This window comes from Streptosporangium lutulentum (assembly GCF_030811455.1).
Classification (GTDB): Bacteria; Actinomycetota; Actinomycetes; order Streptosporangiales; family Streptosporangiaceae; genus Streptosporangium; species Streptosporangium lutulentum.
On sequence record NZ_JAUSQU010000001.1, the window covers coordinates 7,682,898 to 7,706,247 of the forward strand.

25 protein-coding genes are annotated in these 23,350 nt (G+C 68.7%); 19 read left to right on the plus strand and 6 right to left on the minus strand.

Annotated features, from left to right (window positions below; all coding sequences use genetic code 11):
- Positions 1 to 30 precede the first annotated feature (30 nt).
- The 10 genes from J2853_RS34595 (at position 31) to J2853_RS34640 (ending at position 11,655) form a co-directional block, all read left to right on the plus strand.
- The gene (locus tag J2853_RS34595; RefSeq protein ID WP_307564904.1) at positions 31 to 996 is read left to right on the plus strand and encodes an NHL repeat-containing protein; all 966 of its coding nucleotides are present in this window, start codon (positions 31 to 33) and stop codon (positions 994 to 996) included.
- A gap of 613 nt (positions 997 to 1,609) precedes the next feature.
- On the plus strand, positions 1,610 to 2,470 hold the full coding sequence (locus J2853_RS34600; RefSeq protein WP_307564905.1) for a M23 family metallopeptidase: 861 nt from the start codon (positions 1,610 to 1,612) through the stop codon (positions 2,468 to 2,470).
- Between the two features lie 203 nt (positions 2,471 to 2,673).
- A complete protein-coding gene (locus J2853_RS34605) occupies positions 2,674 to 2,994 on the plus strand; it encodes a PadR family transcriptional regulator (RefSeq protein WP_307564906.1) in 321 nt (106 codons plus the stop codon).
- Entirely contained in the window at positions 2,991 to 4,046 is a 1,056-nt protein-coding gene (locus tag J2853_RS34610; RefSeq protein ID WP_307564907.1) for a hypothetical protein, read from the plus strand. Before J2853_RS34605 ends, J2853_RS34610 begins: the two co-directional genes overlap by 4 nt.
- Entirely contained in the window at positions 4,043 to 4,957 is a 915-nt protein-coding gene (locus J2853_RS34615) for an ATP-binding cassette domain-containing protein (RefSeq protein ID WP_307564908.1), read from the plus strand. The genes J2853_RS34610 and J2853_RS34615 overlap by 4 nt, the downstream gene beginning before the upstream one ends.
- A gap of 5 nt (positions 4,958 to 4,962) precedes the next feature.
- The gene (locus J2853_RS34620) at positions 4,963 to 5,787 is read left to right on the plus strand and encodes an ABC transporter permease (RefSeq protein ID WP_307564909.1); all 825 of its coding nucleotides are present in this window, start codon (positions 4,963 to 4,965) and stop codon (positions 5,785 to 5,787) included.
- Positions 5,788 to 5,901: 114 nt separating this feature from the next.
- The gene (locus J2853_RS34625) at positions 5,902 to 6,522 is read left to right on the plus strand and encodes a cysteine peptidase family C39 domain-containing protein (protein WP_307564910.1); all 621 of its coding nucleotides are present in this window, start codon (positions 5,902 to 5,904) and stop codon (positions 6,520 to 6,522) included.
- Positions 6,523 to 6,978: 456 nt separating this feature from the next.
- The gene (locus J2853_RS34630; RefSeq protein WP_307564911.1) at positions 6,979 to 7,470 is read left to right on the plus strand and encodes a MarR family winged helix-turn-helix transcriptional regulator; all 492 of its coding nucleotides are present in this window, start codon (positions 6,979 to 6,981) and stop codon (positions 7,468 to 7,470) included.
- 412 nt (positions 7,471 to 7,882) lie between these two features.
- Positions 7,883 to 9,745, plus strand: coding sequence for an ABC transporter ATP-binding protein (locus J2853_RS34635; protein ID WP_307564912.1), 1,863 nt, complete (start codon positions 7,883 to 7,885; stop codon positions 9,743 to 9,745).
- On the plus strand, positions 9,742 to 11,655 hold the full coding sequence (locus tag J2853_RS34640; RefSeq protein WP_307564913.1) for an ABC transporter ATP-binding protein: 1,914 nt from the start codon (positions 9,742 to 9,744) through the stop codon (positions 11,653 to 11,655). The genes J2853_RS34635 and J2853_RS34640 overlap by 4 nt, the downstream gene beginning before the upstream one ends.
- A gap of 100 nt (positions 11,656 to 11,755) precedes the next feature.
- On the opposite strand, the gene J2853_RS34645 is transcribed toward J2853_RS34640, so the two are convergent.
- Entirely contained in the window at positions 11,756 to 12,262 is a 507-nt protein-coding gene (locus tag J2853_RS34645; protein ID WP_307564914.1) for a carboxymuconolactone decarboxylase family protein, read from the minus strand.
- A gap of 279 nt (positions 12,263 to 12,541) precedes the next feature.
- The gene (locus J2853_RS34650) at positions 12,542 to 12,895 is read right to left on the minus strand and encodes a DoxX family protein (protein ID WP_307564915.1); all 354 of its coding nucleotides are present in this window, start codon (positions 12,893 to 12,895) and stop codon (positions 12,542 to 12,544) included.
- A 524-nt stretch (positions 12,896 to 13,419) separates the two neighbouring features.
- Between J2853_RS34650 and J2853_RS34655 the strand changes: the two genes are divergently transcribed.
- The 4 genes from J2853_RS34655 to J2853_RS34670 are packed head-to-tail and all read left to right on the plus strand — an operon-like array spanning position 13,420 to position 16,779.
- Positions 13,420 to 14,304 (plus strand): ABC transporter ATP-binding protein, encoded by an 885-nt coding sequence (locus J2853_RS34655; RefSeq protein ID WP_307564916.1) that lies wholly within the window; start codon positions 13,420 to 13,422, stop codon positions 14,302 to 14,304.
- Positions 14,305 to 14,315: 11 nt separating this feature from the next.
- Positions 14,316 to 15,056: an ABC transporter permease gene (locus tag J2853_RS34660; protein ID WP_307564917.1), complete on the plus strand. Its 741-nt coding sequence runs from the start codon at positions 14,316 to 14,318 to the stop codon at positions 15,054 to 15,056.
- A complete protein-coding gene (locus J2853_RS34665) occupies positions 15,056 to 16,177 on the plus strand; it encodes a sensor histidine kinase (protein WP_307564918.1) in 1,122 nt (373 codons plus the stop codon). The genes J2853_RS34660 and J2853_RS34665 overlap by 1 nt, the downstream gene beginning before the upstream one ends.
- Positions 16,174 to 16,779, plus strand: a complete 606-nt coding sequence (locus J2853_RS34670; RefSeq protein WP_307564919.1) for a response regulator transcription factor — start codon at positions 16,174 to 16,176, stop codon at positions 16,777 to 16,779. The genes J2853_RS34665 and J2853_RS34670 overlap by 4 nt, the downstream gene beginning before the upstream one ends.
- A 299-nt stretch (positions 16,780 to 17,078) precedes the next feature.
- Here the strand turns inward: J2853_RS34670 and J2853_RS34675 are convergent, their stop codons facing one another.
- On the minus strand, positions 17,079 to 17,597 hold the full coding sequence (locus J2853_RS34675) for a GNAT family N-acetyltransferase (protein ID WP_307564920.1): 519 nt from the start codon (positions 17,595 to 17,597) through the stop codon (positions 17,079 to 17,081).
- A 254-nt stretch (positions 17,598 to 17,851) separates the two neighbouring features.
- Here J2853_RS34675 and J2853_RS34680 point away from each other — a divergent pair, with 254 nt between their 5' ends.
- From J2853_RS34680 to J2853_RS34695, 4 genes are all read left to right on the plus strand, one after another.
- The gene (locus J2853_RS34680) at positions 17,852 to 18,385 is read left to right on the plus strand and encodes a VOC family protein (protein ID WP_307564921.1); all 534 of its coding nucleotides are present in this window, start codon (positions 17,852 to 17,854) and stop codon (positions 18,383 to 18,385) included.
- 316 nt (positions 18,386 to 18,701) lie between these two features.
- Complete coding sequence (locus J2853_RS34685; protein ID WP_307564922.1) at positions 18,702 to 19,676, plus strand: AraC-like ligand-binding domain-containing protein; 975 nt, start codon at positions 18,702 to 18,704, stop codon at positions 19,674 to 19,676.
- A 120-nt stretch (positions 19,677 to 19,796) separates the two neighbouring features.
- On the plus strand, positions 19,797 to 20,189 hold the full coding sequence (locus J2853_RS34690; protein WP_307564923.1) for a VOC family protein: 393 nt from the start codon (positions 19,797 to 19,799) through the stop codon (positions 20,187 to 20,189).
- 4 nt (positions 20,190 to 20,193) lie between these two features.
- Positions 20,194 to 21,009 carry an alpha/beta fold hydrolase gene (locus J2853_RS34695; RefSeq protein ID WP_307564924.1) on the plus strand — a complete coding sequence of 272 codons (816 nt, stop codon included), beginning with the start codon at positions 20,194 to 20,196 and terminating at the stop codon, positions 21,007 to 21,009.
- Positions 21,010 to 21,325: 316 nt separating this feature from the next.
- Here J2853_RS34695 and J2853_RS34700 read toward each other — a convergent pair whose 3' ends face one another.
- Entirely contained in the window at positions 21,326 to 21,853 is a 528-nt protein-coding gene (locus J2853_RS34700; protein ID WP_307564925.1) for a DUF3841 domain-containing protein, read from the minus strand.
- Positions 21,854 to 22,122: 269 nt separating this feature from the next.
- On the opposite strand from J2853_RS34700, the gene J2853_RS34705 reads away from it, so the two are divergent.
- On the plus strand, positions 22,123 to 22,398 hold the full coding sequence (locus tag J2853_RS34705) for a hypothetical protein (RefSeq protein WP_307564926.1): 276 nt from the start codon (positions 22,123 to 22,125) through the stop codon (positions 22,396 to 22,398).
- Positions 22,399 to 22,462: 64 nt separating this feature from the next.
- Here J2853_RS34705 and J2853_RS34710 read toward each other — a convergent pair whose 3' ends face one another.
- The gene (locus J2853_RS34710; RefSeq protein WP_307564927.1) at positions 22,463 to 22,906 is read right to left on the minus strand and encodes an ester cyclase; all 444 of its coding nucleotides are present in this window, start codon (positions 22,904 to 22,906) and stop codon (positions 22,463 to 22,465) included.
- Positions 22,907 to 22,950: 44 nt separating this feature from the next.
- The gene (locus J2853_RS48030) at positions 22,951 to 23,349 is read right to left on the minus strand and encodes a winged helix-turn-helix domain-containing protein (protein ID WP_370879551.1); all 399 of its coding nucleotides are present in this window, start codon (positions 23,347 to 23,349) and stop codon (positions 22,951 to 22,953) included.
- Between the last annotated feature and the right edge of the window lies 1 nt (position 23,350).

The window sequence follows — 23,350 nt, forward strand, 5'->3', positions numbered from 1 at the left end:
CCGTATTTGTGACAGATGGGGTGTTCATCAATGAAGGTGGCAGTTCTCGTAGCGGGGCTCTCAGCCGTACTCGTGGGAGCCCCGGCCGTCGCGGCGGCCGAGACCGGATACAGGGCCGACGTGTCCGCGACCTCTACTTCTACCTCTGTGAGCAAGCCGGCCTATCCCACCCAGTTCTCCCTCCCGGACGGGTTCCAGCCGGAGGGGATCGCCATCGGACCGGGCCCGTCCGCGTACTTCGGCTCGCGCGGAACCGGCGCGATCTATCGGGTCAGCCTGCGCACGGGCCAAGGAAAGATCATCAATTCGGGACCGGGAACCCCGTCGCTCGGCCTCAAGGTCGACTCGCGCGACCGGCTGTTCGTCGCCGGCGGCACCGGCGGCAACGCCCGCGTGATCGACACCCGGAGCGGCAAGGTGCTCGCGAGCTACCAGCTCGCCACCGGCACCGCGTTCGTCAACGACGTCGTGCTCACCCACGACGCGGCGTACTTCACCGACTCGGCCAATCCCGTGCTGTACAAGCTGCCGTTCGGGCGCGGGGGCGCACTGCCGAAGGAGGCGGTGAAGGTGCCGCTGAGCGGGGACATCGTCTACACCACCGGCAACAACGCCAACGGCATCGCCCTGACCCCCGACCGCAAGGCCCTGCTCGTCGTCCAGTCCAACACCGGCAAGCTGTTCCGCGTCAACCCCTCGACGGGCGTCGCCACCCTGGTGGACATCGGCACCGAGTCGCTGGTCAACGGTGACGGCCTGCTGCTGGAGGGCCGGGTCCTCCTCGTCGTGCAGAACCGCCTGAACACCGTGACCTCCGTCCAGCTGAACCGCGACGCCACCTCCGGGAAGGTGGTCCGCAAACTCGTGGACGACCGATTCGACGTTCCCACCACCGTCGCCTCCTACCGCGACCGCCTCTACCTCCCCAACGCCCGCTTCACCACGACCCCCACCCCGACGACCCCGTACAACGTGGTGGCCGTCAAGCGTCACTGATCGTTCCCGGGCAGCTCGCCGTGCCCGAACCGTGAAACGCGGTCCCGGTGACCCGCCGCCCTGCCGGGCCGGCGGCCACCGGGGCCGCCCCGCGCGGCGCCGACGCGGATGGGATACCCCCGCGGGCGTGCCGGCACCGCCCCGGCCCCGCGTCGAACGCTTCTCGGTCCTGCCGGCACCGTCCCGGGCCCCGCGTCGAACGCCTTTCGGTCCTGCCGTACGACCAGGGCGACGCGGACGGCCCGCAGGTTCTTCTCACGCACCGGTGAGCCGGGGGCACAAAATCCTCAGATGGCGAATCGCGAACGGCCGGGCCGGCCCCGTCGAATCAAAGCAGCAAATTTTCATGCCATCAGGTATTGAGGAAGAGAACTTTCACAACTATGTTCTTTGTCGACCGTCCTGACAGACGGCGCGAGATGTCGATCATTCCCTGAAGGCGGTTCTCCCTCCCGCCGATTCAATCACCAGACCGTCGACTGCTTTCTGTCTCCACAGGGCTGATCGACATCAAAACGGGCGCCGACAACATCCCCCTTACCGCCTTTTCAGAGAGGTGAGTATGCCCATGACCGGTACGCCGAGCTGGCGAAATGCCCTTAAATCCGTAACGGTGGCCCTGTCGGTCACTCTTGCGGCAGCACTGTTCCCCCAGGTCGCCTCCGCGCAGACCACCACCCTCCTCGCATCCCACAAGAGCCCGTTCAACTGCGGGAAGACCTTCTCCGCCAACAACTGGACCCCCAGCCACAACCCATCGGGTTCCATCGACTGGCAGAACCACGGCAGCGACGCCATCAACGGCGAGACCGTACGGGCCACCGCTGCCGGCACCGCCTACTTCAGCGACGAGGGAAACACGAGTTACGGCAAGTGGGTGGAGGTCCGTCACAGTGACGGCACCAGAACCCGCTACGCCCACCTCGCCACCATGGTGAGGTCGGCCGGCAGCTCGCTGAGCGTCGGCCAGGGCACCGCGATCGGGACCGTCGGCTCCACGGGCGGCAGCTCCGCTCCGCACCTGCACTACGAGCAGCGGACCTCCAGCGGCGCCATGGACACCAGCCCCACCATTGAAGGCACGACCGTGTCCCTGGGCCAGAAGAAAGCCGTCACGAGCAGCAACTCCTGCGGCGGTGGCGGCGGCGGCAGCAACCCCTACACCCCCGAGGAGGCCTGCGGCAGCGGTTACGCGGTCGTCGACTCAGCCGCTCTGACCGGCGGTCGCACCTACCTGCTCTACAACTCGGGTAACGGCTACAACTGCGTCACGACGATGAAGACGACGAGCCTCGGCTCGCCTTCTCCGGTGTCGGCCTTCCTGGAGCCGCAAGGGGCGAGCAGGACGACCGACTCGGGCAGCTACGGCTACTACGCGGGACCCGTCAAGCGCTCCGCGCCCGGACAGTGCGTCAGGTGGGGCGGTTCGGTCGGCAGCAGCGCGTACACCAGCCCCTTCGAACACTGCGGCTGAGCGGCATCGCCTGAATCACCTGCGAACGGAATCCGGCGGGACTCCGTTCGCAGGTGAGCGCGTGGTCGGTGACGGCGCGCACCCTGAGGGCGCCGAGGCGGAAAGACCCGATCGCGAAGCGACGACGTGAGACGCACAGCCGCCGCCGGCCTCACCCTTGCGGAGTGTCGGAATATATCCACTGTGGATACATGCTGTGATCTATGGGCAAGATGACGGAACCGACCTACTTCATCCTTTCGGCACTGCTGGACGGACCTCTGCACGGCTACGGGATCATTCTGCGCACGCAGGAGCAGTCGGGCGGGCAGGTGCGAATCGCGGTCGCCACGATGTACCGCACCCTGGACCGCCTGGAGGAAGAACGCCTGGTGGCGGCGGACCACGAGCAGGTCGTGGACGGTCGTGTCCGGCGTTACTACCGGATCACCGACGAGGGGACGGAGGCCGTGCGGGCGGAGGCCGCGCGGCTCCAGCAGGCCGTCAACCTCGTCATCGGCCGGATCGCGGTGGCCGGCGCATGAGCGGCCGCCTGGAGACGTGCTACCGCCGCCTGCTGCTGCTCTACCCCAAGGACTACCGCGATCGGCACGGCGAGGAGCTGATCGGCACGCTGATGCTCGCCTCCCGTCGCGACCCGGCATCCGTCCCGCTCCGCCCACTCCGCCCGCACCGTCAGCTCCGCCCGCTCCGCCCGCTCCGCCCGCTCCGCCCGCTCCGCCCGCTCCGCCCGCTCCGCCCACTCCGCCCACTCCGCCCGCACCGTCAGCTCCGCCCGCTCCGTCCGCTCCGTCCGCTCATCCGCGAAACGGCCGCGCTCATGTCCGGCGCGTTCGCCGCGCACGCGCTCGCGGCGCGAAAGACCCGCGCGCCCTGGTGGGCTGACGGACTGCACCTGGCCGTGCTCGCACTGATCGTGGCGGAACTCTCCATGGCCGGGCCGACGAGGTTCCCATTGGGGACCGAGGCGTCGATCGCGCTTCTCCTGCTGGTGACGCTGGGCTGGGTGAGGCCGGCCCTGCCCCTGGCGCTGTTCGTCTTCGAGGTCGGCACGCCCATGGAGCCGTCGATCCGCGGCCACGCGATCGTCGCGGGTCTGGCGGTGCTCGCCGTGTGGCCCGGCACGGGGCTGACCAGACGGTCGTGGGCGTGGCCGCTCATCCCCGCCTTCTTCTGGCTGCCCTCGATCGGCCGCTTCGGACTGTATGCGATGGCACCAGAGGCCCAGATCAGCACGGGCATCGAGGTACTGCTGCTCGGTGCGGCGCTGTGGGCCACCGTGATCGCCAGGGACGCGCGCTGGACTCTGGCGAGCGCGATCTACGCCGGGACCGGCCTCGCGCTCTTCCAGTTCGACGGGCAGTGGGGGGTTCCTGCCCTGGCACAGCACACGCGACTACCTCTACTGGGGGCTGGTGTCCCTGCTCGTGACAGCCTCGGTGGTCGCCGCCCGCCGTACCAGGAGACGGGCCTGACGTTCACCGCCGGCCGCCCGTGTACGACCGTGGACGGACGCGGAAGTTCCGACCGTGGTCAGACGCGCCGGCGGGATGGTTTTGTCACCGTGTTCATGTGATCGAAGTAAGAGAGTTGACGAAGCGGTACGGCTCGACGCTCGCCCTGGACCGATTGTCCTTCCACGTTCCCCCCGGGCGGGTGACCGGCTTTCTGGGACCCAACGGCGCGGGGAAATCCACGACCTTGCGCGTCATCGTCGGCCTGCACGGTCCGACGTCCGGCGTGGCCCTGGTCAACGGGCGTCGATACGCGGAGATCAGCCGGCCGCTGTACGAGGTGGGCGCGCTGCTCGACGCCGGTGCCGTGCACCCGGGCCGCACCGCGTTCAAGCAGCTCGCCTGCCTGGCCCGCAGCCACCGCATCGGCTCCTCCAGGATCATGACGCTGCTCGACCAGGTGGGGCTGCGGGATGTGGCGCACAAGCGCATCGGGGGTTTCTCGCTCGGTATGCGGCAGCGGCTGGGCATCGCGGCGGCACTGCTGGGCGACCCCGGCGTCGTCCTGCTGGACGAGCCGGTGAACGGCCTGGACGCCGAGGGCATCCGCTGGGTCCGCGGCCTGATGCGCACGCTCGCCTCGGAAGGCCGGACGGTGCTGCTGTCCAGTCACCTGATGAGCGAGATGGCCCTGACCATCGACCACGTGCTCATCATCGGGCGGGGCAGGTTGATCGCCGAGTCCTCGATGGAGGACCTCGCCAAGCGCTTCCGCCGCGACATCCTGGTCCGATCCCCGAAGCACCTGGAACTGGGCGGGATCCTGCGGGCCGCCGGCATGTCGGTGTCGTTCGGTCCGCGGGACGGCCTTGTCGTGACGGGCGCCGACACCGCCACGATCGGCGACCTCGCCGCCGAGCGTCGCGTCCCGATCCACGAGCTGACGCAGCGCAGCGCCACGCTTGAGGACGTCTACCTCGAATTGACCGACGAGGCCGCCGACCATCGCGCCGGCGCCGGAAAGAGCCTGTGATCCTCATGACGCCGCGGACCGCACCACCGAGGAACACCCCCGCCGGGTCCGGGCTCGCGTCCGTGAAGGACGTCGTCGCGGCGGAATGGCTCAAGCTCCGGACCATGCGCTCCACGTGGGCGGTCTGGTCCGGAGCGGCGGCGTCCACCCTGATCGGCCTGGTCATCCTCGTGATCCATGTCGGCTCCTACGACCGGGCCCCACTGGAGGAGCGGGCGGCTTTCGAGAGCGCCGACCCGGCCGTCCTCGTCATGCCGGTCGTGGCGTTCTTCATCGGTTGTCTCGGCGCCCTGGCCATCACCACCGAGTTCTCGACCGGTTCCATAGCCTCCAGCCTGGTCGCGGTCCCTCAGCGGCGGATGCTGCTGGCCGCCAAGGCCGTGGTGGTCACCTGCGTGGCATTCGCCTGCGGCGTGCTGTTCGCGGGCCTGTCGCAGGTCGCCGCCATGCTCATCCTGGGCGACCGGCCCGCGCCGCTCAATCCCTGGGTTCACTGGTGGGACGCGGTCCCTTCCGCCGCCGGTACGGCCGTCACCACCCTTGCCACCGGCCTCGTGGCACTGGGATTCGGAGCGGTCCTGCGGTCGGCGGCGGCGACGGTGGCGGTGATCGGGGCGCTCACCCTGGTGGTGCCGATGTTCGCGCACGTCCTGCCCGAGCCCGTCCACCTGTGGGTGGCCTCGGTGCTGATTCCCAACCTCGCTCCCCAGATCGCGGGCGCCGAGTCGGCGTATCTGCTGTCACCTACCGCGGCCACGGCGGTCCTGGCGTTCTATGTGGTCGTGGCACTGGGGGCGGCGAGCCTCGGTTTCTCTCACCGCGACTCGTGATTCATACGAGGTAGGAGGCGACCCTCCAGACGGCTTCCACGATGTCCACGATGAGCCGGAGGTCCTCGGGACCGGCCGGTACGACACCCGTTCGATGCACGCTACGGTCCATTCGTGATCACCACCATGCATGACGTGCCGTACTTCGCCCAGTGGGAATCCCCGGAACTGATCCCCGAGATCGTCGATGGACGGATGTCCGCGGTGGACGACCCCCGCTGGCCGGCGTCGGGAGCGGCTTCCCCCGAGGAGTACGCCTGGTGGGCGGGACGGATCTGCGGGATGGCGTGCTTGCGGATGGTGCTGGCGTTTCACGGCCTGCCGGTTCCGCCTCCCGTACCGCTCGCGGTCGAGTGCATGGAGCATGGCGGCTACGTCCGCGACGGCGATGGACTGCGGGGTCTCATCTATGCGCCGTTCGCCGAGTGGGTGGCCGGCAGATGGGACATCCCGGTGGAGGTGCGTCCGCAACTGACGATGGACGATGTGGCCGAAGAGGTTCACCGAGGACGGCTCGTGATGATCTCGGTGCACAAGTGGATCCGCCGGCCTGATCGCATGCCCTCGTCCAGGGGAGGTCATCTCGTCCTGGTGACAGGAGCCGGCCGAGATCATATGACGCTGCACAATCCTTCGGGGATACCGGGCGAGACTCAGCGGCACACTTTGATGAAGAAGACCGATCTGGAGCGCTTCTTCGCCGGACGAGGCATCGTGATCGGCATGCCCTCGTAGTGATCTCCTCGTCTCCGCCGTGCCCGATCGTCGAGGAAGCCCCGGGTCGCCCGCTCGCCCGTGTGGCCCGAGCGGCGGGCGCGCGAGAGCGGCCCTCAGGTCACCCGCGCAGCGCGCGTCCCGCGGCTCGGGCCGCCAGGTGGCGCGGCGCACCGCCGCTTGATGCCCGCCGAGAGCGCCTGACGGGCGATTCGGCAGTGATTCGGTAGGTCACCGTTCTCGCCGTTCCTCCACGCGTAGGGCCGCGAGGATTTCGCCGCGCACGGTCTGAAGCTCGACCCGCGGATGGAGCCCCCGAACAATGCGGCCGGCTTGACCTGCGGCTTCGTCGTCGACATGCGCGGCAGCCACCGAAGCCCCCGCTGAAGGCTCCGGACTCTCCACCTCGGCGGGTCCTCTCCGGCGAGGACCCGCCCCCCTGCTTCTTATGAAAAATAGCTATGTATCATAACTACTATGGAGGATCAGGACGTACGACGCTTCCGCGCGCAGATGAAGCTGCTTCAGCGGCGGCTCCGGCGTGAGATGCCTCCGGTGCGGGGTCTCTCGATGACCGCGCTGCGCGTCCTCGGGGCGGTGGCCCGGCTACCGGAGGAGTCGCAGCCGCGGCAGGTCGCCGACGAGCTGCAGATGACCAGCTCGAACGTCGCCGCGGCGCTGCGAGAGCTCGAAGAGGCCGGGTTCATCAGGCGCGAGAAGGACTCCGCCGACGCGCGCCGGGTGCTCCTGTTCCTCACCGGGTCCGGGGAGGCCCTGGTCGCCGACTTCCGCCGTGAGCGGGACACCTGGCTCGGGCGTGCCATGGAGACCCTCCTCGACGAGGAGGAGCAGCGACTCCTGCTCGCCGCGGGCCATCTCATGCAGCGCCTCGCCGAGCCCGACCAGGCGGTCCCCGTCGTCCCCAGACCGGTGGCACCCGCCGACGGCCCGCCCTCCGGCGAGTTATGAGGCGCACCGTCTCGTGACGAGGCCTGCCCGGGAGCTCCCGGGACATGCCGCCGGGCACCGTACGGGCCCACCCCGCGCCCGGCTCGCGAGCGGTGCCGCCGCCTCGCCTCGCGCCCTGCCCCCCGGCCTCGCGCTCTGCGACGCCGTCGACCATCCCTTCCCCCGCTTGGAGAACCGCCACGAAGACCAGATTTCCGACCTGCTCGACAAAACCCGTCAGGCGGAGAAAGACGCTTGATCCCCGTCTTCACCGACAGGGATTCCATACACACCCCGAGGCGCGCATGAGGTTCGCGGTCCGCCGATCCGGACAACCCCCGCACATCTCCCCGTACCGCCACAGCGGGCTCTGCCGCAGTAGCGGCGAGGCCGGACGGACCGAGCGGACGCCGCGTAGAGAACGGCTCCGCGGGTGCTGACCGAACGGGAAGCGCGCCGCTACTCGGCGCCGAAGGCGGGGATCGATCCCGATCCCGGCAAGTCCTGGATGCGGCGCGCGCTGCCGGTGCTGCTGGCGCACAAGGGCATCTTCGCGACCTCGCTCATCCTGTCGTTCGCCGGGCTCGTCCTGCAGGTGCAGATACCCTCGCTGATCCAGCAGGCCATCGACCACTCGATCGTCGCCCACGAGCGCCCCCTGGAGGGCTACGTCTGGCCGATCATCGCATGCGCGGTGGCGGCCACCCTGGCGGCCTTCATCTCCCGATGGTTCCTGCTGCGCACCGCCTACGCGCTCGAGTACGACCTGCGCAACATCATGTACGAGCGGCTGACCCTGCTCTCGGCCTCCTTCTACGACCGGTCGCAGACCGGACAGCTCATCTCGCGGGCCAACTCCGACATCAGGGCGCTGCAGCGCTATCTCGTCTTCGCCCCCGCGGTCTTCGTGCAGTGCGGCGTCGCCTTCGTGGCGTTCGGCTACATGCTGTCCATCGACGTGCCGCTGGCCTTCGTCGCGATGGTCACAACGCCGTTCGTCTACATCCTCGCGGTCAGGATGCGCAGGGTCATGTTCCCGGTGTCGTGGCTGATCCAGGCGCGGCTCGCCGACGTGGCGACCATAGTCGACGAGAACATCAACGGCGCCCGGGTGGTCAAGTCCTTCGCCGCCGAGCAGAACCAGCTCTTCTCACTGGCCAAGGCGGCCGACAGGGTGCGCTGGGGCTACACCAAGGACGCCGACCTGCGCGCCCGCTGGACGCCGTCCGTGCAGAACCTGCCCCGGGTCGGGCTGGCCCTGGTGCTGCTGTTCGGCGGCTACATGGTGATCCAGGGCCGGATCGAGGTCGGCGCGATCCTCGCGTTCAACTCCTACCTGCTGATGGTGCAGGCCCCGTTCCAGCAGCTCGGCATGGTGATCATGCTCGGGCAGCGAGCCGCCGCCTCGGCCGGGCGGGTCTACGACATCATCGACGAGCAGCCGGAGATCGTGGACGCTCCGGGCACCCCGGATCTCGTGGTCGGCTCCAGCGAGATCGTCTTCGACTCGGTGGACTTCGCCTACGGCGACGGCCCGCCCGTGCTGCGCGACTTCAGCATGAGCCTGCGTCCCGGCGAGACGGTGGCCCTGGTGGGCCGCACGGGCTCCGGCAAGAGCACGGTGGCCAGGTTGCTGGCCCGGTTCTACGACGTGGACGCCGGCGCGATCCTGATCGACGGGCAGGACGTCCGGCAGGTCAGCACCGGCAGCCTGCGCCGCGCCGTCGGGGTGGTCTTCGAGGAGCCGTTCCTCTTCTCGATCTCCGTGGCCGACAACATCGCGTACGGCCTCCCCGACGCGCCCCGGAACGAGATCGAGGCCGCGGCCACCGCGGCCGGCGCCGACCGATTCATCCGCGACCTCGAGGACGGCTATGACACGGTCATCGGGGAGCGCGGCTACACGCTGTCGGGCGGCCAGCGGCAACGGGTGGCGATCGCCCGGGCACTGCTGCCCAACCCGCCCGTCATGATCCTCGACGACGCGACCAGCGCCATCGACGTCGACACCGAGCAGCGCATCCACCACGCCCTGCACGGTCTGCTGGCCGGCCGCACCACGCTGGTGATCGCCCATCGGCTGTCGACGATAACCCTGGCCGACCGGGTGGTGCTGCTCGAGGACGGCGCGGCCGTCGCGGAGGGCAGCCACGAGGACCTGATGGCCACCAACCCGCTGTACCGGGAGGTACTGGATGAGGTGACGGACAAGGAGATCGAGGATGACATGGCCGACATGAGTGGGGCGCCGCGGGCCCAGGAGCCTGCCGGCGGCCAGATCGAGGTGCGGCCATGACCATGATGGGCGGGGGCTCGGTGTTCGGAGGCGCGGGCAACGCCCCCGGCCTGCCGTTCGCCGGGGTGCCCCAGGAGATGCAGGCCGGCGTCGACGCCCTCATCGCCGACGAACCGCAACACCTCACCGAACCGGTGGTCTTCAGCCATCGGCGCGGTGAGCGGGATCGGCGTCCGCTGACCCTGCGCAGGCTGCTCGCCCGGCACAAGCGCAGCCTGGTCGCCGCGCTCGCGCTGGTCGCCGTCGAGTCCGCCACTCTGCAGGCGGGGCCGAAGCTCACCCAGGTCGGCATCGACGACGGCATCCTCAAGCACAGCATGACCGTCGTGGTGACGGTGGCGCTGATCTACCTGGCCTCGGTGGGGCTCACCGGGCTGGCCTCGGCCGCCCGGGTCAGGGTCACCGGCAGGCTGGCCGCCTGGGTGATGCACGACCTGCGAATCACCGTCTTCACCCACCTGCAGCGCCTGTCGATGGGTTTCTTCACCGCTGAGAAGGCCGGCGTCCTGATGACCAGGATGACCAGCGACGTCGAGAACCTCCAGCAGCTCGTACAGGACGGCCTGGCGCAGTTCGCGATCCAGGGCCTCACCATGGTCGTGGTGACCGCGGTGCTGTTCGGCTACAACGTCAAGCTGGCACTGATCACGGTGGTCGTCATCGTGCCCGTGCTCACGGCGCTGTCCCTGTGGTTCCGGCACGCCTCCAACATCGGCTACTCCCGGGCCCGCGACGGCATCTCCGCGACCCTCGCCGACCTGTCCGAGTCGCTGCACGGCATCTCCCAGGTGCGGGCGAGCGACCGCCGGAGCCGCAACATCCTCGCCCACCGCAAGGTGGTCGGCCAGTACCGCGACGCCAACGACGACACCGCGCTGATCAACGGCATCTACGGGCCGAGCACCCAGCTCGTCGGCTTCCTCGGCCAGGCGATGATCCTCGCCGTCAGCGGCCACATGGTGCTGCGCCACGAGCTGACCGTCGGCGAGCTGATCGCGTTCTCGCTCTACCTGAACTCGTTCTTCGCGCCCATCCAGCAGCTCGTACAGCTCTACAACGTCTACCAGCAGGGTCAGTCGTCGGTGACCAAGCTGCGGGAGCTGCTGGACACCGAGCCGACCGTCGCCGAGTCGCCGGACGCCGCGGAACTGCCGCCCGTCCGCGGCGAGCTCCTCTTCGAGGACGTCGGCTTCGGCTACCTCGAAGACCGGCCGGTGCTGTCGGGGGTGAACCTGAGGGTCCGGGCCGGCGAGACGATCGCGCTGGTCGGGCCGACCGGCGCGGGCAAGTCCACGCTGGCCCGGCTGATCGTCCGCTTCTACGACCCGACCGGCGGGCGGGTGCTGATCGACGGCCACGACCTGCGCGACCTGAGCATCACCTCGCTGCGCCGCCAGCTCGGCGTCGTCCCGCAGGAGCCGTTCCTGTTCGGCGGGACCATCCGCGACAACGTCTCCTTCGGCCGGCCGGAGGCGACCGACGAGGAGGTCTGGGAGGCGATCCGGGCGACCGGGCTGGAGAGCCTGGTCGAGCGGATGCCGGAGGGCATCGACACGGTGGTGCACGAGCGGGGCCAGTCGCTGTCCTCCGGAGAGCGCCAGCTGCTGGCGCTCGCGCGCGCCTTCCTGGTGCGCCCGCGGGTGCTGGTGCTGGACGAGGCCACCTCCAACCTGGACCTGCAGTCGGAGAGCCGCATCGAGGCGGCGCTGGACGCACTGCTCGAAGGCCGCACCGCCGTCCTCGTGGCGCACCGCCTGTCCACGGCCATGAAGGCCGACCGCATCGCGGTGGTGGACGACGGGAGGGTCATCGAGGTGGGCGGTCACGACGAGCTGGTCGCGGCGGGGGGCCGGTACGCGGACATGTTCGCCACCTGGTCGCGGCACGGCGGGGCGCCGCACGAGCCCTGACGCGACCGCCCCCGACCGGCACGGCACCTGGCGGCGCCTCCGCACCCGTCATGCTCGATGTGCGGCACGGTTGCCGTCCTCATCCCGGGCCGGTCGGGCGTCACCTGCTGTAATTCTTCCCGGGGGGCTTACCGGGGACCGGCTTGGCGATGAGAGCGACAGGAATGAAGAAGAGGATCTGACTGATCGCCAGGGTGAGCGTCCACAGCGCCTTGTCGTCGTAGTGGGCGGATGCCTTGGCGTACAACTCGTCGGGGACGCGCTCCCCGGACTGGTTCGGGGTGAGGACGGCCTCCACGAGCTCCAGCGCGACCCGTTCGGCGTCGGTGAAGTAGGGCGCGTCCTGCCAGGACGCCACGGCGGTGATGCGTTCCTCCGTCTCCCCGGCCTTGCGGAGGAGGCCGGTTTGCCGGACGGTGTGGTACGTGCTGCCGGCGATCTGCCCGGCGCGCAGTTGCACCAGGTTGACGGTGGCCTGCGGAATCGAACCGTTCAGGGTGGCCTTGAGCATGGCTCCGGCGATCTGCGCCAGCTCGGGGAAAAACGTGGTGGGGTCGGGCAGACGCGACCGGAGGTTGTCGTGCTCGGTTGTCATGGGCGTGGACATGGCGAGGTTTCCCTTCTTGATCTCTGCGGTGGTCTTGGGGCTTGCGCCCTGGGGGATCGGTCTTCCATCACGAGGTGACCGGCCGCGGGGACGATCACGCGTTCCGGCACGGGCGTGGCGGCGATCCGCATCCCGGCCGGAGGCCGCCGGGCTTTCCCGCGTGCTTTCCCGAGTGCTGGACGGTGTCTCGGTGGTCCGACGAGACGACCGCCGAGAACGTGAGGCGACGCGTCGATCGTCATGCCGCGACGGCCGGGTGAGTGAGCCTGTCTCCACGGATCACCACCAGTGGTGGACCAGGTTCACGGCAAGTGCGGCCACCGAGGTGACGAGGAATCCGGCCCAGTTCACGAGCGTGCGGGAACCCACCCGCAGGTGCGCGAGGAGCGCGCCGATGAAGTACAGCACGAGGCCGGAGGCGGCGAGTGTCCCCAGCATCGGTATGGCGAACCCGCCCAGCAGCCCCAACGAGCCCGCCGCCAGCAACATGCCCAGCACCGGTGCCCACGACCGCGGCAAGCGCTTCATGTCCAGCTGAGCCTTGGGGAATTCGTGGCCGATCAGGTAGACGACGGCGGCGCTGCCGTTCAGTACCGAGGCGAAGATGGTGACCGTGACATAGACGGCGAACATGAGTCCTCCCTGGTGATCGTTCGCTTCAAGGACTTCCGTCGAGAAAGCCGGCCGGTGCGTCGTCGACCGCTGCGCGACTTCGGCAGGCGGCGTGAGGTACGACGGCCACCTGAGCGTGTGCGAGGGGACGGTGCGCGCGTGGGCATGGCGAGGTCCCCCTTCTCGATCTCAGCGGTGTTCGAGCCTTGCGGCCCGGTGTCCCAGTAGTCCGACGAAACAGCCACGGGGAATGTCAGGCGACGCGCCGGCCTCGCGAAATCCGGTGCGCTGTCTCGTCGAACCGATGAGGACGGCTGCGACGGAGAGCCGTCGACGCCATGCCCCCATCCGGACCTGAGCGCGATCACGAGCGAGCGGCGCCAGCTGACCGATCTCGCGTGCCGGCCGGATGGGCTCTTCGAGAAGAACGGATCGGGCGCGGCGAGGGCGCGGATCGCACCCCCGGGGCCATGTGACTTTTGTCAGCCCGAGGGCACGACAACATTCACTAACGCCGCGAGCTGCGCGTTTCTAATGTTGAGGACATGGAAGCGATCAGCGTTGAGGGCGTGGCCAAGAGCTACGGGGACGTGCGGGCCGTCGAGTCGTTGAGTTTGCGGGTGCCCGCCGGACAGGTCGTGGCGGTGCTCGGGTCGAACGGGGCCGGGAAGAGCACCACGGTCGGCATGATGCTCGGCCTCATCAAGCCCGACGCGGGGCGGGTCGAGGTGTTCGGGAAGACCCCGGCCGAGGCCGCCGCCGCCGGGTTCGTCGGCGCGATGCTCCAGAACGGCGAACTGGTCCCGAACCTGACCGTCCGGGAGGTCGTCGGGTTCGTGCGGAACCTGTACTCCGACCCGATGCCGCTGGACGAGGTGCTGAAGCTGGCCGGGCTGACCGACCTGGCCAAGCGGCGCACCGGGCGGCTGTCGGGCGGGCAGGCGCAGCGCGTGCGGTTCGCGATGGCGATCGCGGGCGCGCCGAGGGTGCTGGTGCTGGACGAGCCGACGGCCGCGCTGGACGTGGAGTCGCGGCGGGCGTTCTGGGCGGGGATGCGCGCCTACGCGGCGGGCGGGCGGACGATCCTGTTCGCCACCCACTACCTGGAGGAGGCCGACGAGAACGCCGACCGGGTGGTCGTCGTCGCGCGTGGCCGGATCGTCGCCGACGGGACGCCCGCCGAGATCAAGCAGCGGGCCGGGGGCCGGGCGGTCCGGTTCACGCTGGGCGACCAGCCCGCCGCCGGGCTGGAACGGCTGCCGGAGGTGACCGCCGTGGAGGTCAACGGCGAGGTCGCCACGTTGCACACCGCCGACCCCGACACCGTGGTCGCCGCCCTCTACGGCACGGGCCTGACGGTCCGCGACCTGGAGATCACCACCCCCGCGCTCGAGGACGCCTTCCTCTCCCTGACCGCCGCGAACCTCTGAAAGGCCCCGTCATGCTGAACTACCTCCGTCTCGAACTGCTCCAGGTGCTGCGCGACCGGCACTACCTGTTCTTCACGCTGGCCGTCCCGGTCGGCTTCTACCTCCTGTGGTCGAACATCTTCACCGGTGACCGGCCCGACCCCATCACCGGGCTGGCGGCCCCGGTGGACATCATGGTCTCGATGGCCTCCTACGGCGCGCTCGGCGCGACGCTGATGACCACGGGCGTACGGCTGGCCGCCGAACGACGCAGCGGATGGCTGCGGCAGTTGCGGGTGACGCCGTTGAAGCCCGGCATGGTGATCGTGGTGAAGACCCTCGCCGCCATGTCGCTGGGGCTGCCCGCCGTGGTCCTGGTCGGGCTGGCGTCGGTGGTGACGCAGGGCGTGCGGCTGGACCCCGTGCAGTGGATCGTGATCACGGCGCTGCTGTGGGTGGGGACGCTGCCGTTCGCGGCGCTCGGCACGCTGATCGGGTCGTTGGTCGGGCCGGACGCCGCCCAGCCGATCACCATCGGGGCCTACTTCGCGCTGGCGATCGGCGGCGGGATGTGGATGCCGCTGTCGGTGCTGCCGCAGTTCATCCGGAACATCGCCGGGGGACTGCCCTCCACCCGGTTCGCCGAGCTGGGCCGGGCCGTGGCCGCCGGGCACGCGCCGTCGGTGACCGCCGGGCTCGTGCTGGCCGCCTGGACGCTGGGGCTGGGCGCGCTGGCGGTCGTCGCCTACCGGCGCGCTAGCATGACGGCCTGATGAACCGACTCTTCCGGGGCGACGTAGAAGGCCCCGAGCTGCTGCAACGGGCCTTCTGGATGTCGTTCGGGCTGCTGTTCATGGCCCCGGTCGTGGTGGCGGTGGCCCACTACGAGGGAACCCGGCGCTGGCTGGGCGTCGCGGCCCTGGTGGTGTTCACGCTGATGTACTACGCGGCGACGTTCGTGCGGTGGAACTGGGAAGACCCGTTCACGGTGCGGTCGTTGGCGGTGCAGGGGGCGTTCGCGCTGCTGGCGGCGGGCCTGCCGCTGCTGTTCGGGCTCGACTGGCTGGGTCTGCCGATCTACCTGGCGTTCGTGCTGGCGATGTCGCTGCCGCTGCGGTGGACCGTCTTCGGGGTGCTGGGGTCGGCGGCGGTGATCGCCGGGGACGGCGTGCTGCTCGGGGCTCCGGCCCCGATGATCGGCGGGTTCGCGCTGGTGTTGCTGGCGTTCGGGATGATGATGGTCGCGCTCCGGCACGCGCGGACGCTGGTGGCGCAGTTGCGCGAGGCGCGCGGCGAGGTCGCCCGGCTCGCCGCCGCCGACGAGCGATTGCGCATCGCCCGCGACCTGCACGACCTGCTCGGCCACAGCCTGTCGCTGATCGTGCTGAAGAGCGAGCTGGCGCGGCGGCTGGCCGACCGTGACCCGGCCCGCGCCGTCACCGAGATCGGCGACATCGAGTCGGTGGCGCGGTCCTCGCTGGCGGACGTGCGCGAGGCGATCTCCGGCTACCGGCGGCGCGACCTGGGCGAGGAGCTGGACGGCGCGCGGGCGGTCCTGGCGGCGGCCGGAGTCGACACGACGGTCCGGATGGCGGGCGTGCCCCTGCCGGAGGCGGCCGACGGCGTGTTCGGCTGGGTGGTGCGAGAGTCGGTCACCAACGTCATCCGCCACGCCCGTGCCTCCCACTGCGTCGTCGAGGTGGGACGCGACGGCGACGAGGCGGTCCTGGAGGTTCGCGACAACGGCCGGATCAAGGGGAAACACGTTCCGGGCAACGGCCTGAACGGCCTGTCCGAGCGCGTCGCGGCCGAGGGCGGCACGATGGAGTCCGGTCCGCTGCCGGGCGGCGGCTTCCGGGTCGTGGTCCGCGTTCCCGTAGGGTCTGCCTCATGATCAGGGTCATGCTGGCGGAAGACCAGAACATGGTGCGGGGCGCGCTGGCGGCATTGCTCGGGCTGGAGGAGGACCTGGAGGTCGTCGCGGAGGCGGCGAGCGGCGACGAGGCGGTCCTCGTCGCCGAACGGGTACGGCCCGACGTGGCGTTGCTGGACATCGAGATGCCCGGCAAGGACGGGCTGACCGCCGCCGCCGAGATCCGGGCGGCGGTGCCCGGGTGCCGGGTGATGATCCTGACGACGTTCGGGCGACCGGGCTACCTGCGGCGGGCCATGGAGGCGGGCGCGTCGGCGTTCCTGATCAAGGACGGACCGGCGCAGGAACTGGCGGCGGCGATCCGGCGGGTCGTGGCCGGGGAGCGCGTCATCGACCCGGTGCTGGCGGCAACCGCGTTGAGCGCCGGACCCAACCCGCTGTCGCCGCGCGAACGGGACGTGCTGGCGGCCGGAGCGGACGGGTTCACGATCGCCGACATCGCGGCCCGGCTCCACCTGTCGGAGGGGACCGTCCGTAATTACCTGTCGTCGGCGATCCAGAAGGTCGGCGTACGCAACCGCATCGAGGCCGCCAAGACGGCCGAGCGGAACGGATGGTTGTAGACGCCGCACGGCATCGGGCGATGCGACGTTCTCGGACGGTTGCCGCATGACCGCGTCGCGGCGCATCGAGTCATCGGCCCACCCGCCCGCTATGCGTAGCCCGCGGTGCTTTGAGCGGCCCGTCGGCTCCCGCACGGCTCCCGGGTACTGGCCGGCGCGTGACCAAGGTCCACTTCCGCCCGTCCATCCCGTTCGCCGTCGACAGGCGTTGTACCGGCGAGCCTGTGAACAGATCCTCGGGTCGAAGGCGGTGACGCCGCCGTCGCTCGGGAGAGACTTGCTCCTCGCCCTCCAGGTCATCAAGCGGTGTGCACCCAGGTAAGAAGCTCGTAGGTACGGCCCTTGTCTGTCACCTGTTCAGGTGCTTCGTCCGTGAGCCGGAACCCGGCGCCGCGGACGACGGCGATACTGGCGTGGTTATCAGGCTCGATCTGCGCGAACACGTTCGGCATGGCCAGAGATCGATGGGCGTGGTCGGTTATCAGCCGGACCGCACGGCTCACCAGGCCTTGCCCCCGGTAGGTGGCTCCCAGACCGTAGCCGATACTGCCGGTCTTCAGGTTCAGCAGGACCTCGCCCCGCGGGTGTCGTCCATCGACGGTGATGGCCAAGTGAAGGCGCCGGCCACTGGCCTGAGCGCTCTGAATCATCTGCAGGTACTCACGTGCGGCGGCCATGTCGAAGGGAGAGGGGAGCGGCGTGCGGTGGCCGATGTCGGGGGTGTCGAAGAGTTCTACCATCACGGGCGTGTCATGCTCGGTCCAGTGCCGCAGCACGATGCCGTACCCGGTCAACGATGTGACGTCGGACGTGCTCATGAATGCCTCCAGCGGCCAGAAGAGCGTGAACAGAAACCGCAGCGGATCGTACAGCGGAGCAGCACCAGCTCAATGCGGTATCGGCGGGCGATGCTGCTGGTTTCGGCCGGCTGCGCAGCGATGTTGTCCGGGCTGCGGTCGAGAGTTGCCGGGGAGGCTGCGGGGCTGCACCCCAGTCGATGATTTAGGACGGAAAGTGGCCCATTGCGCATCTATTTTTCTTGCTGACAAGCAGTGCCAGCGAAAGGACAGCGATGCCCGAGCAGACCAACGCCGCGCCCGAGGGCTACACCACCGTAGCGCCCTGGGTCGTCACCGACGACACGGGAGCCTTCCTCGACTTCGTCACTCAGGCGTTTCGCGGCGAAGAACGCGGGCGGGTGTCCACCGAGGACGGCTTGATCGGTCATGGTGAGATCCGGATCGGCGACACGGTCGTGTTGGCCTTCGACCGACACGCGGACTGGCCTCACATTCCGAGCCTGCTGCGCGTGTTCATCGCCGACGCGGATCAGGCGTTCTCACGAGCCGTCGCGGCCGGCGGCCATGTCGTCACCCCTCTGGCGAACGACGCCTTCGGACAGCGCGGGGGGCGCGTCAAGGACCCCTTCGGCAACATCTGGTGGGTGGTCAGCAGCGTTGAAGACGTCTCCGAGGACGAGATGTGGAGGCGACTGCAGGACCCCGTATACGCCGAGGTCATGCGTACGGCTCAAGAGACACTCGACGCCGAACTCAGCGGCCGACGCGTGGGACTCAGCAGCGCACCCGTCAAGACGACCAGCTGACCGATGCTGACCGGAAGGCCCTGGTGAAGGGTCGCCCGATCCGAGCCCCGCCGAGAGCCTCCGCTCTCCCAAGCGGGCTCACACTCCTCCATCCGGTGATCGTTTCCGGTCACCGGCGGCGGACGGGCCGCCTCAACCGAAACCGGCAGGGCGAAGCGATCTCGTACCTTAAGAGACTCACGATGCGGGAAGGCGGCACGGTCGAGAGCGATCCGCCGGTCAATCGCCTCATGGCCCAAGCCGTACCCGTCGCTTTTGAGATCTCGGCACGGGACAATCAGCCAGAGAATCGACCGATAAACCGCAACGGAGGGCGATGAGGATGGGCATTCTGATCCGCACTCGTGACGTGCCCGCCGCGCGCCGATATGACGAATGGCGAAGCATCGTCTGTGACACGCTCGGTCCTCTCGATTTCCGGATCGAGGGAGACGCACCGTTACGGGGTGAGATCAGCGCGGGGCAACTCGGCTCGGTGGGTGTCGGCAGGGTGCAGACCTCCACGCCGCACAGCGTCCACCGGACACCCGGTCTGATCCGCCGCGACAACCCCGACCTCTATCGGGTGGTGCTGGCGATCTCGGGACGTCCCGCCCTGATGCAAGACGGCAGGTCCACGCAGCTCAAACGCGGAGAGTTCGCAATCTACGACTTCGGCCGGCCGTACGAGCTGGCCTACGACTCGGCGGTGCATCTGGCGATTTTCGGCTTTCCCCGTGCGATGCTGGCCCTGCCCTTCGATTCCGTCGCGAAGCTCACCGCGGTCCCGATCACACCGGATGGCGGGACCGGCGCCCTCGCGGCCCCCCTGCTTCGCAGGGTGGCCCTGGATCTCGAGACCTACCGGCCCGCGAACGCGGCCCGGCTGTCCACGGTGGTGATGGACCTGGTCACCATGGCCATCGCCGAGCGCGTCGAGCAGACCGAGACGCTCTCGGAGGAGTCACGGTCACGAACGCTGCTGCTGCGCATCCACACCTTCATCGAGCAGCATCTGGGCGAACCCGATCTGGCCCCCGGCACCGTCGCGGCCGCGCACCATGTCTCCCTGCGTTACCTGCACCGGCTGTTCGAGACACAGGACACCACGGTGGCCGCGTGGATCCGGCACCGACGCCTCGAACGCTGCCGCAAAGACCTGGCCGACCCCGCCTTCCACAACGTACCCGTCGGGGTCATCGCGTCCAGGTACGCCCTTCCGGACTCGGCTCACTTCAGCCGGTTGTTCCGGCGCACGTACGGATTGCCTCCCGCCGAATACCGCCGCACCTGCCTCATGCCACCGGGCTGAAGGCCTGGCACGGAAAGTCAATCGGCCGGCACCGAGAGCCAAGCCCCGGCGGGCCTGGATCCGCAGAATAAAGGTGTTCGCACCAACCGGCGCGAACAACCGTCAGAAAAGGATCCAGCGATGTCCAACGTACTGTTTGTCAATCTTCCGGTCAGGGACCTGGACAAGTCGAAGACGTTCTTCACCGATCTCGGCTTCACCTTCTTCGGCATGGCCGACGACATGGCGTCCGTGGTGATCAGTGAGCACGCGCAGGTCATGCTGCTGACCGAGCCGACGTTCGCCACGTATGCGGGCACGGAGGTCGCCGACGCCACCAAGAGCACCCAGGTGATCCTGGTCGTGGGCGTCGAGAACCCCGCTCAGGTCGACGAGTTGTTCGACAAGGCCATCGCGGCGGGTGGCGCGGCCGTCGGCGATCTGAGGAACGACGGCTTCCGGTACCAGCGCGGTTTCACCGACCTCGACGGCCACCACTGGGAGGCCCTGTGCCTGGTGGCACAGGCAGGCTGAAGGCATGCGCGCCATGAACAAGATGATGACCGGAAGGGTGACCTCGGCCGACGGGACCTCCATCGCGTACGACCGATCCGGCGTCGGGCCGGCGGTCGTCCTGGTGCACGGCGCGTTCACCGACAAGACCCACCCCACGCTGTACGGCGTGGCGGCCGCCCTGGCTCCGTGGTTCACGGTTTTCAACTACGACCGTCGTGGCCGCGGCGAAAGCGGCGACACCCAGCCGTACGCCGTTGAGCGTGAGATCGAGGACCTGTCCGCCCTCATCAAGGCGGCGGGCGGGTGGGCCATGGTTTTCGGTGGGTCCTCCGGCGCCGCCCTGGCGCTGGAGGCCGCGGCCCGGAACCCGGCCATCTCGAAACTCGCCGTGTGGGAGCCTCCGTACCACGTCGACGACAGCGCACCCAGTCTGTCGTACGACTTCGCATCGCGACTGGAAATCCTGGTCGAACAGGGCCGGCGCGCGGAGGCGGCCGAGCTGTTCATGGTCGAGGCCGCCGAGGTCCCCGTCGAGACGGTGGCCGCGATGCGCGCCCACTCCTCCTGGTCAGGAGTGGAAGCGATCGCTCACACCCTGGCCTACGAGGCCGCTCTCATGGGGCCGGGCAACGCCCTGCCCACCGACCTTCTCACCTCGATCACGCAGCCCACGCTCGTGCTGATCGGCGAGAACAGCCCCGCGTGGATGACCAACGCGGGGAAGGCGGTCGCCGCGACCGTACCCCGAGCGGTGCACAGAATCCTGGAGGACCAGACGCATAACGTGGCCCCTCAGTCCCTCGCCCCGGAACTGCTGGAATTCTTCATCGCCATCTGAGTCAGCCCTGGATGCGGTCCCGAATCTCAGGGCATGCCTCGAAAAGCCATGACGTGAAGTCCACCCGTCCCCATCGAGCACCTCTCACGTCTGGTCGGCCACGCCGACACCGTGGTCTCCGTTGGTACCCGTCGAACGTCGCCGTGCTGCGGCGTAGCACCTGGCCGCCCAGTCGGGGGCGAGCCCGGCCGACTCCACCGAACTCGGAGGACATCGAAGTCCAGCAATCCCGGCGCGGTTCACATCTACAGTGAGGTCTCGTCGGAGGAGACGAGCAGGGCGTCTGACCTGTGCCGGCCACCGACTCGGCACACGGTCAGGAGCTGATTCCGTCTTCTTCGTCTTCCTCTTCCTGTTCCTCTTCCGGCCTGAACGGTTCCAGCGGACGGACACCGAGCACCCATCCGGCTGCGACACGCGGAAGACACGCCTGCACTCCGTTGAGCTCCTCCCGGCCGATCGACCAATCCATGGCCGGCGATTCCTCGCCAAAAATGACTGCTTCCATGAAGTCGTTCCAGCGCCCGTACGAGCTGAGCAGGACGACCTCGTCCGGCACGTCCAGGTCGAGCACCACATAGCGGGCGTACTCCTCCGGGGTCTGCGGGCAGAGGAGCGCTTTCGCCGCCAGCGCCACACGGTTGTCGCGGGTGTCCGGCCCGGCCCACGCCCACACCGGTGGCCGGCCTCCACTGACGAGGCCGCGCCGTGCCATCTCCGCCACCATCTCCTGGTAGCAGGCCCGATAGTTTCGGACCATGATCTGGTCCCAGTCCCCGAACAGCTCGCCGGCATCCTCCAGCGACTCGAGAACCGCTCGATGCTGCACCGTCCACAAACGCATCGGGCGATTGTGCCAGCGCCGGGACAGAACAATCTACGCAATTGTCCGGGAGCGGCGGCAATGGTCCGGTCGGGGAGAGATACCGCTCGGTCCGCCCACGTCCCAGGCTGGTCGGCATTCCTTCGGCAATCGTCCCGGCGTTCTCCGATCACCTGGCGGAGTTCGTCAGCGATGATCCGGATGCCTTCGTGTTCCTCGGCAAACGCGGGGGGTTCCTATGGGGCGACAACTTCCGGTGTGAGGCCAGGTAGACGGGCGCACTCAAGGAGATGAGCGTCAAGGGCCTGCACTTCCATGACCTGCGGCACACCGGCAACACGCCGACCGCGCAGTCGGGGGCGAGCCTGGCCGATCTCAAGGCTCGGAGGGGACACGACAGTGACCGAGCCGCGCTGACCTACCAGCACGCCACGCGGGACGCAGATCAGAAGATCGCCGACGCGCTATCACGCTCCACCTTCTGCATCATTCCAGCGCGTGCAGGGCACAACTCTTCGCCTGCCTTTGGCACGTCGTCACCCCTTGCCGAATGCCTGCCGAGGTAAAGCTCGGACTCTCGGCCGGCAAGTGGACTTGTCCACCGAATCGGGCGATCCGCTGCGGGAGGGGCTACGCGGGGGCCGGATCGTCTTTTGACAGGTGCAAGCCGAGCTGTGTGTAAAGTTCCAATTGATCGAAGTACTCCCGGTGCGTGACAACCTTTCCATTCTCGACGAACGAGGCGCAGATGCCGCGCAGACTGATGCGGCGGCCTGTCGCTTCCAGTTCCTGCCCGTCGGGCAGCAGAAACGGTCCGGTGTGCGTGCCGGTCCCCGTCCATTCGACCATCATGTGGTTGTCGGTGCCGGTGGCCTCGTACCACACCGTCAGGCAGAGGTCCGGAAATCCCTTGAAGAATTGCTCAAAGAGCCACGCGATCTGTTCGCGCCTCTCTGCTATTCCTGCGGGAGAGACGAAAATGGCATCTTCGGTAAAGTAATCGAGCAGCCGATGCACGTCGTGGTCGTTGATCGCGTCGGCCAGCCCGGGCTTGAATTCGCATCTGTCGGCCATGGCCGTGGCCCCTCCGTGGTCGGGACATCAACTCATATATCACGCTATCCACGGGTAGACCGACCATGGACCACAAGGCCGTCGTGGACACGCCAGGAAATACCTAGCAATCTCCCAATCGAGGCAAAGTCGTGTAGACCCCTTGCCGTGCCTGGAGAGGCTTGATGGCCGAGGTTACGGAGGACGAAAGTCCAGGCCGGTCTTGTCGGCCAAGCGGTGATCAGGGCGGGTCGGCACCGCATGTGGTTGAGCCGGTTCTTCACCAGGACGATCAACTGGTCGACGGTGCGGATGGCGAGGTAGGCCACGCTCTTCCTCATATGAGCCTGCCTCCGGCCTTTGATCGGCCACTGCTCGTCCTTCCAGGCGACGATGACGTCCTCATCGCGTTCGGTGGCACGGCGTGCGAACGCCTGCCGGCTCCAGCCCATCCGGTGCAGCAGG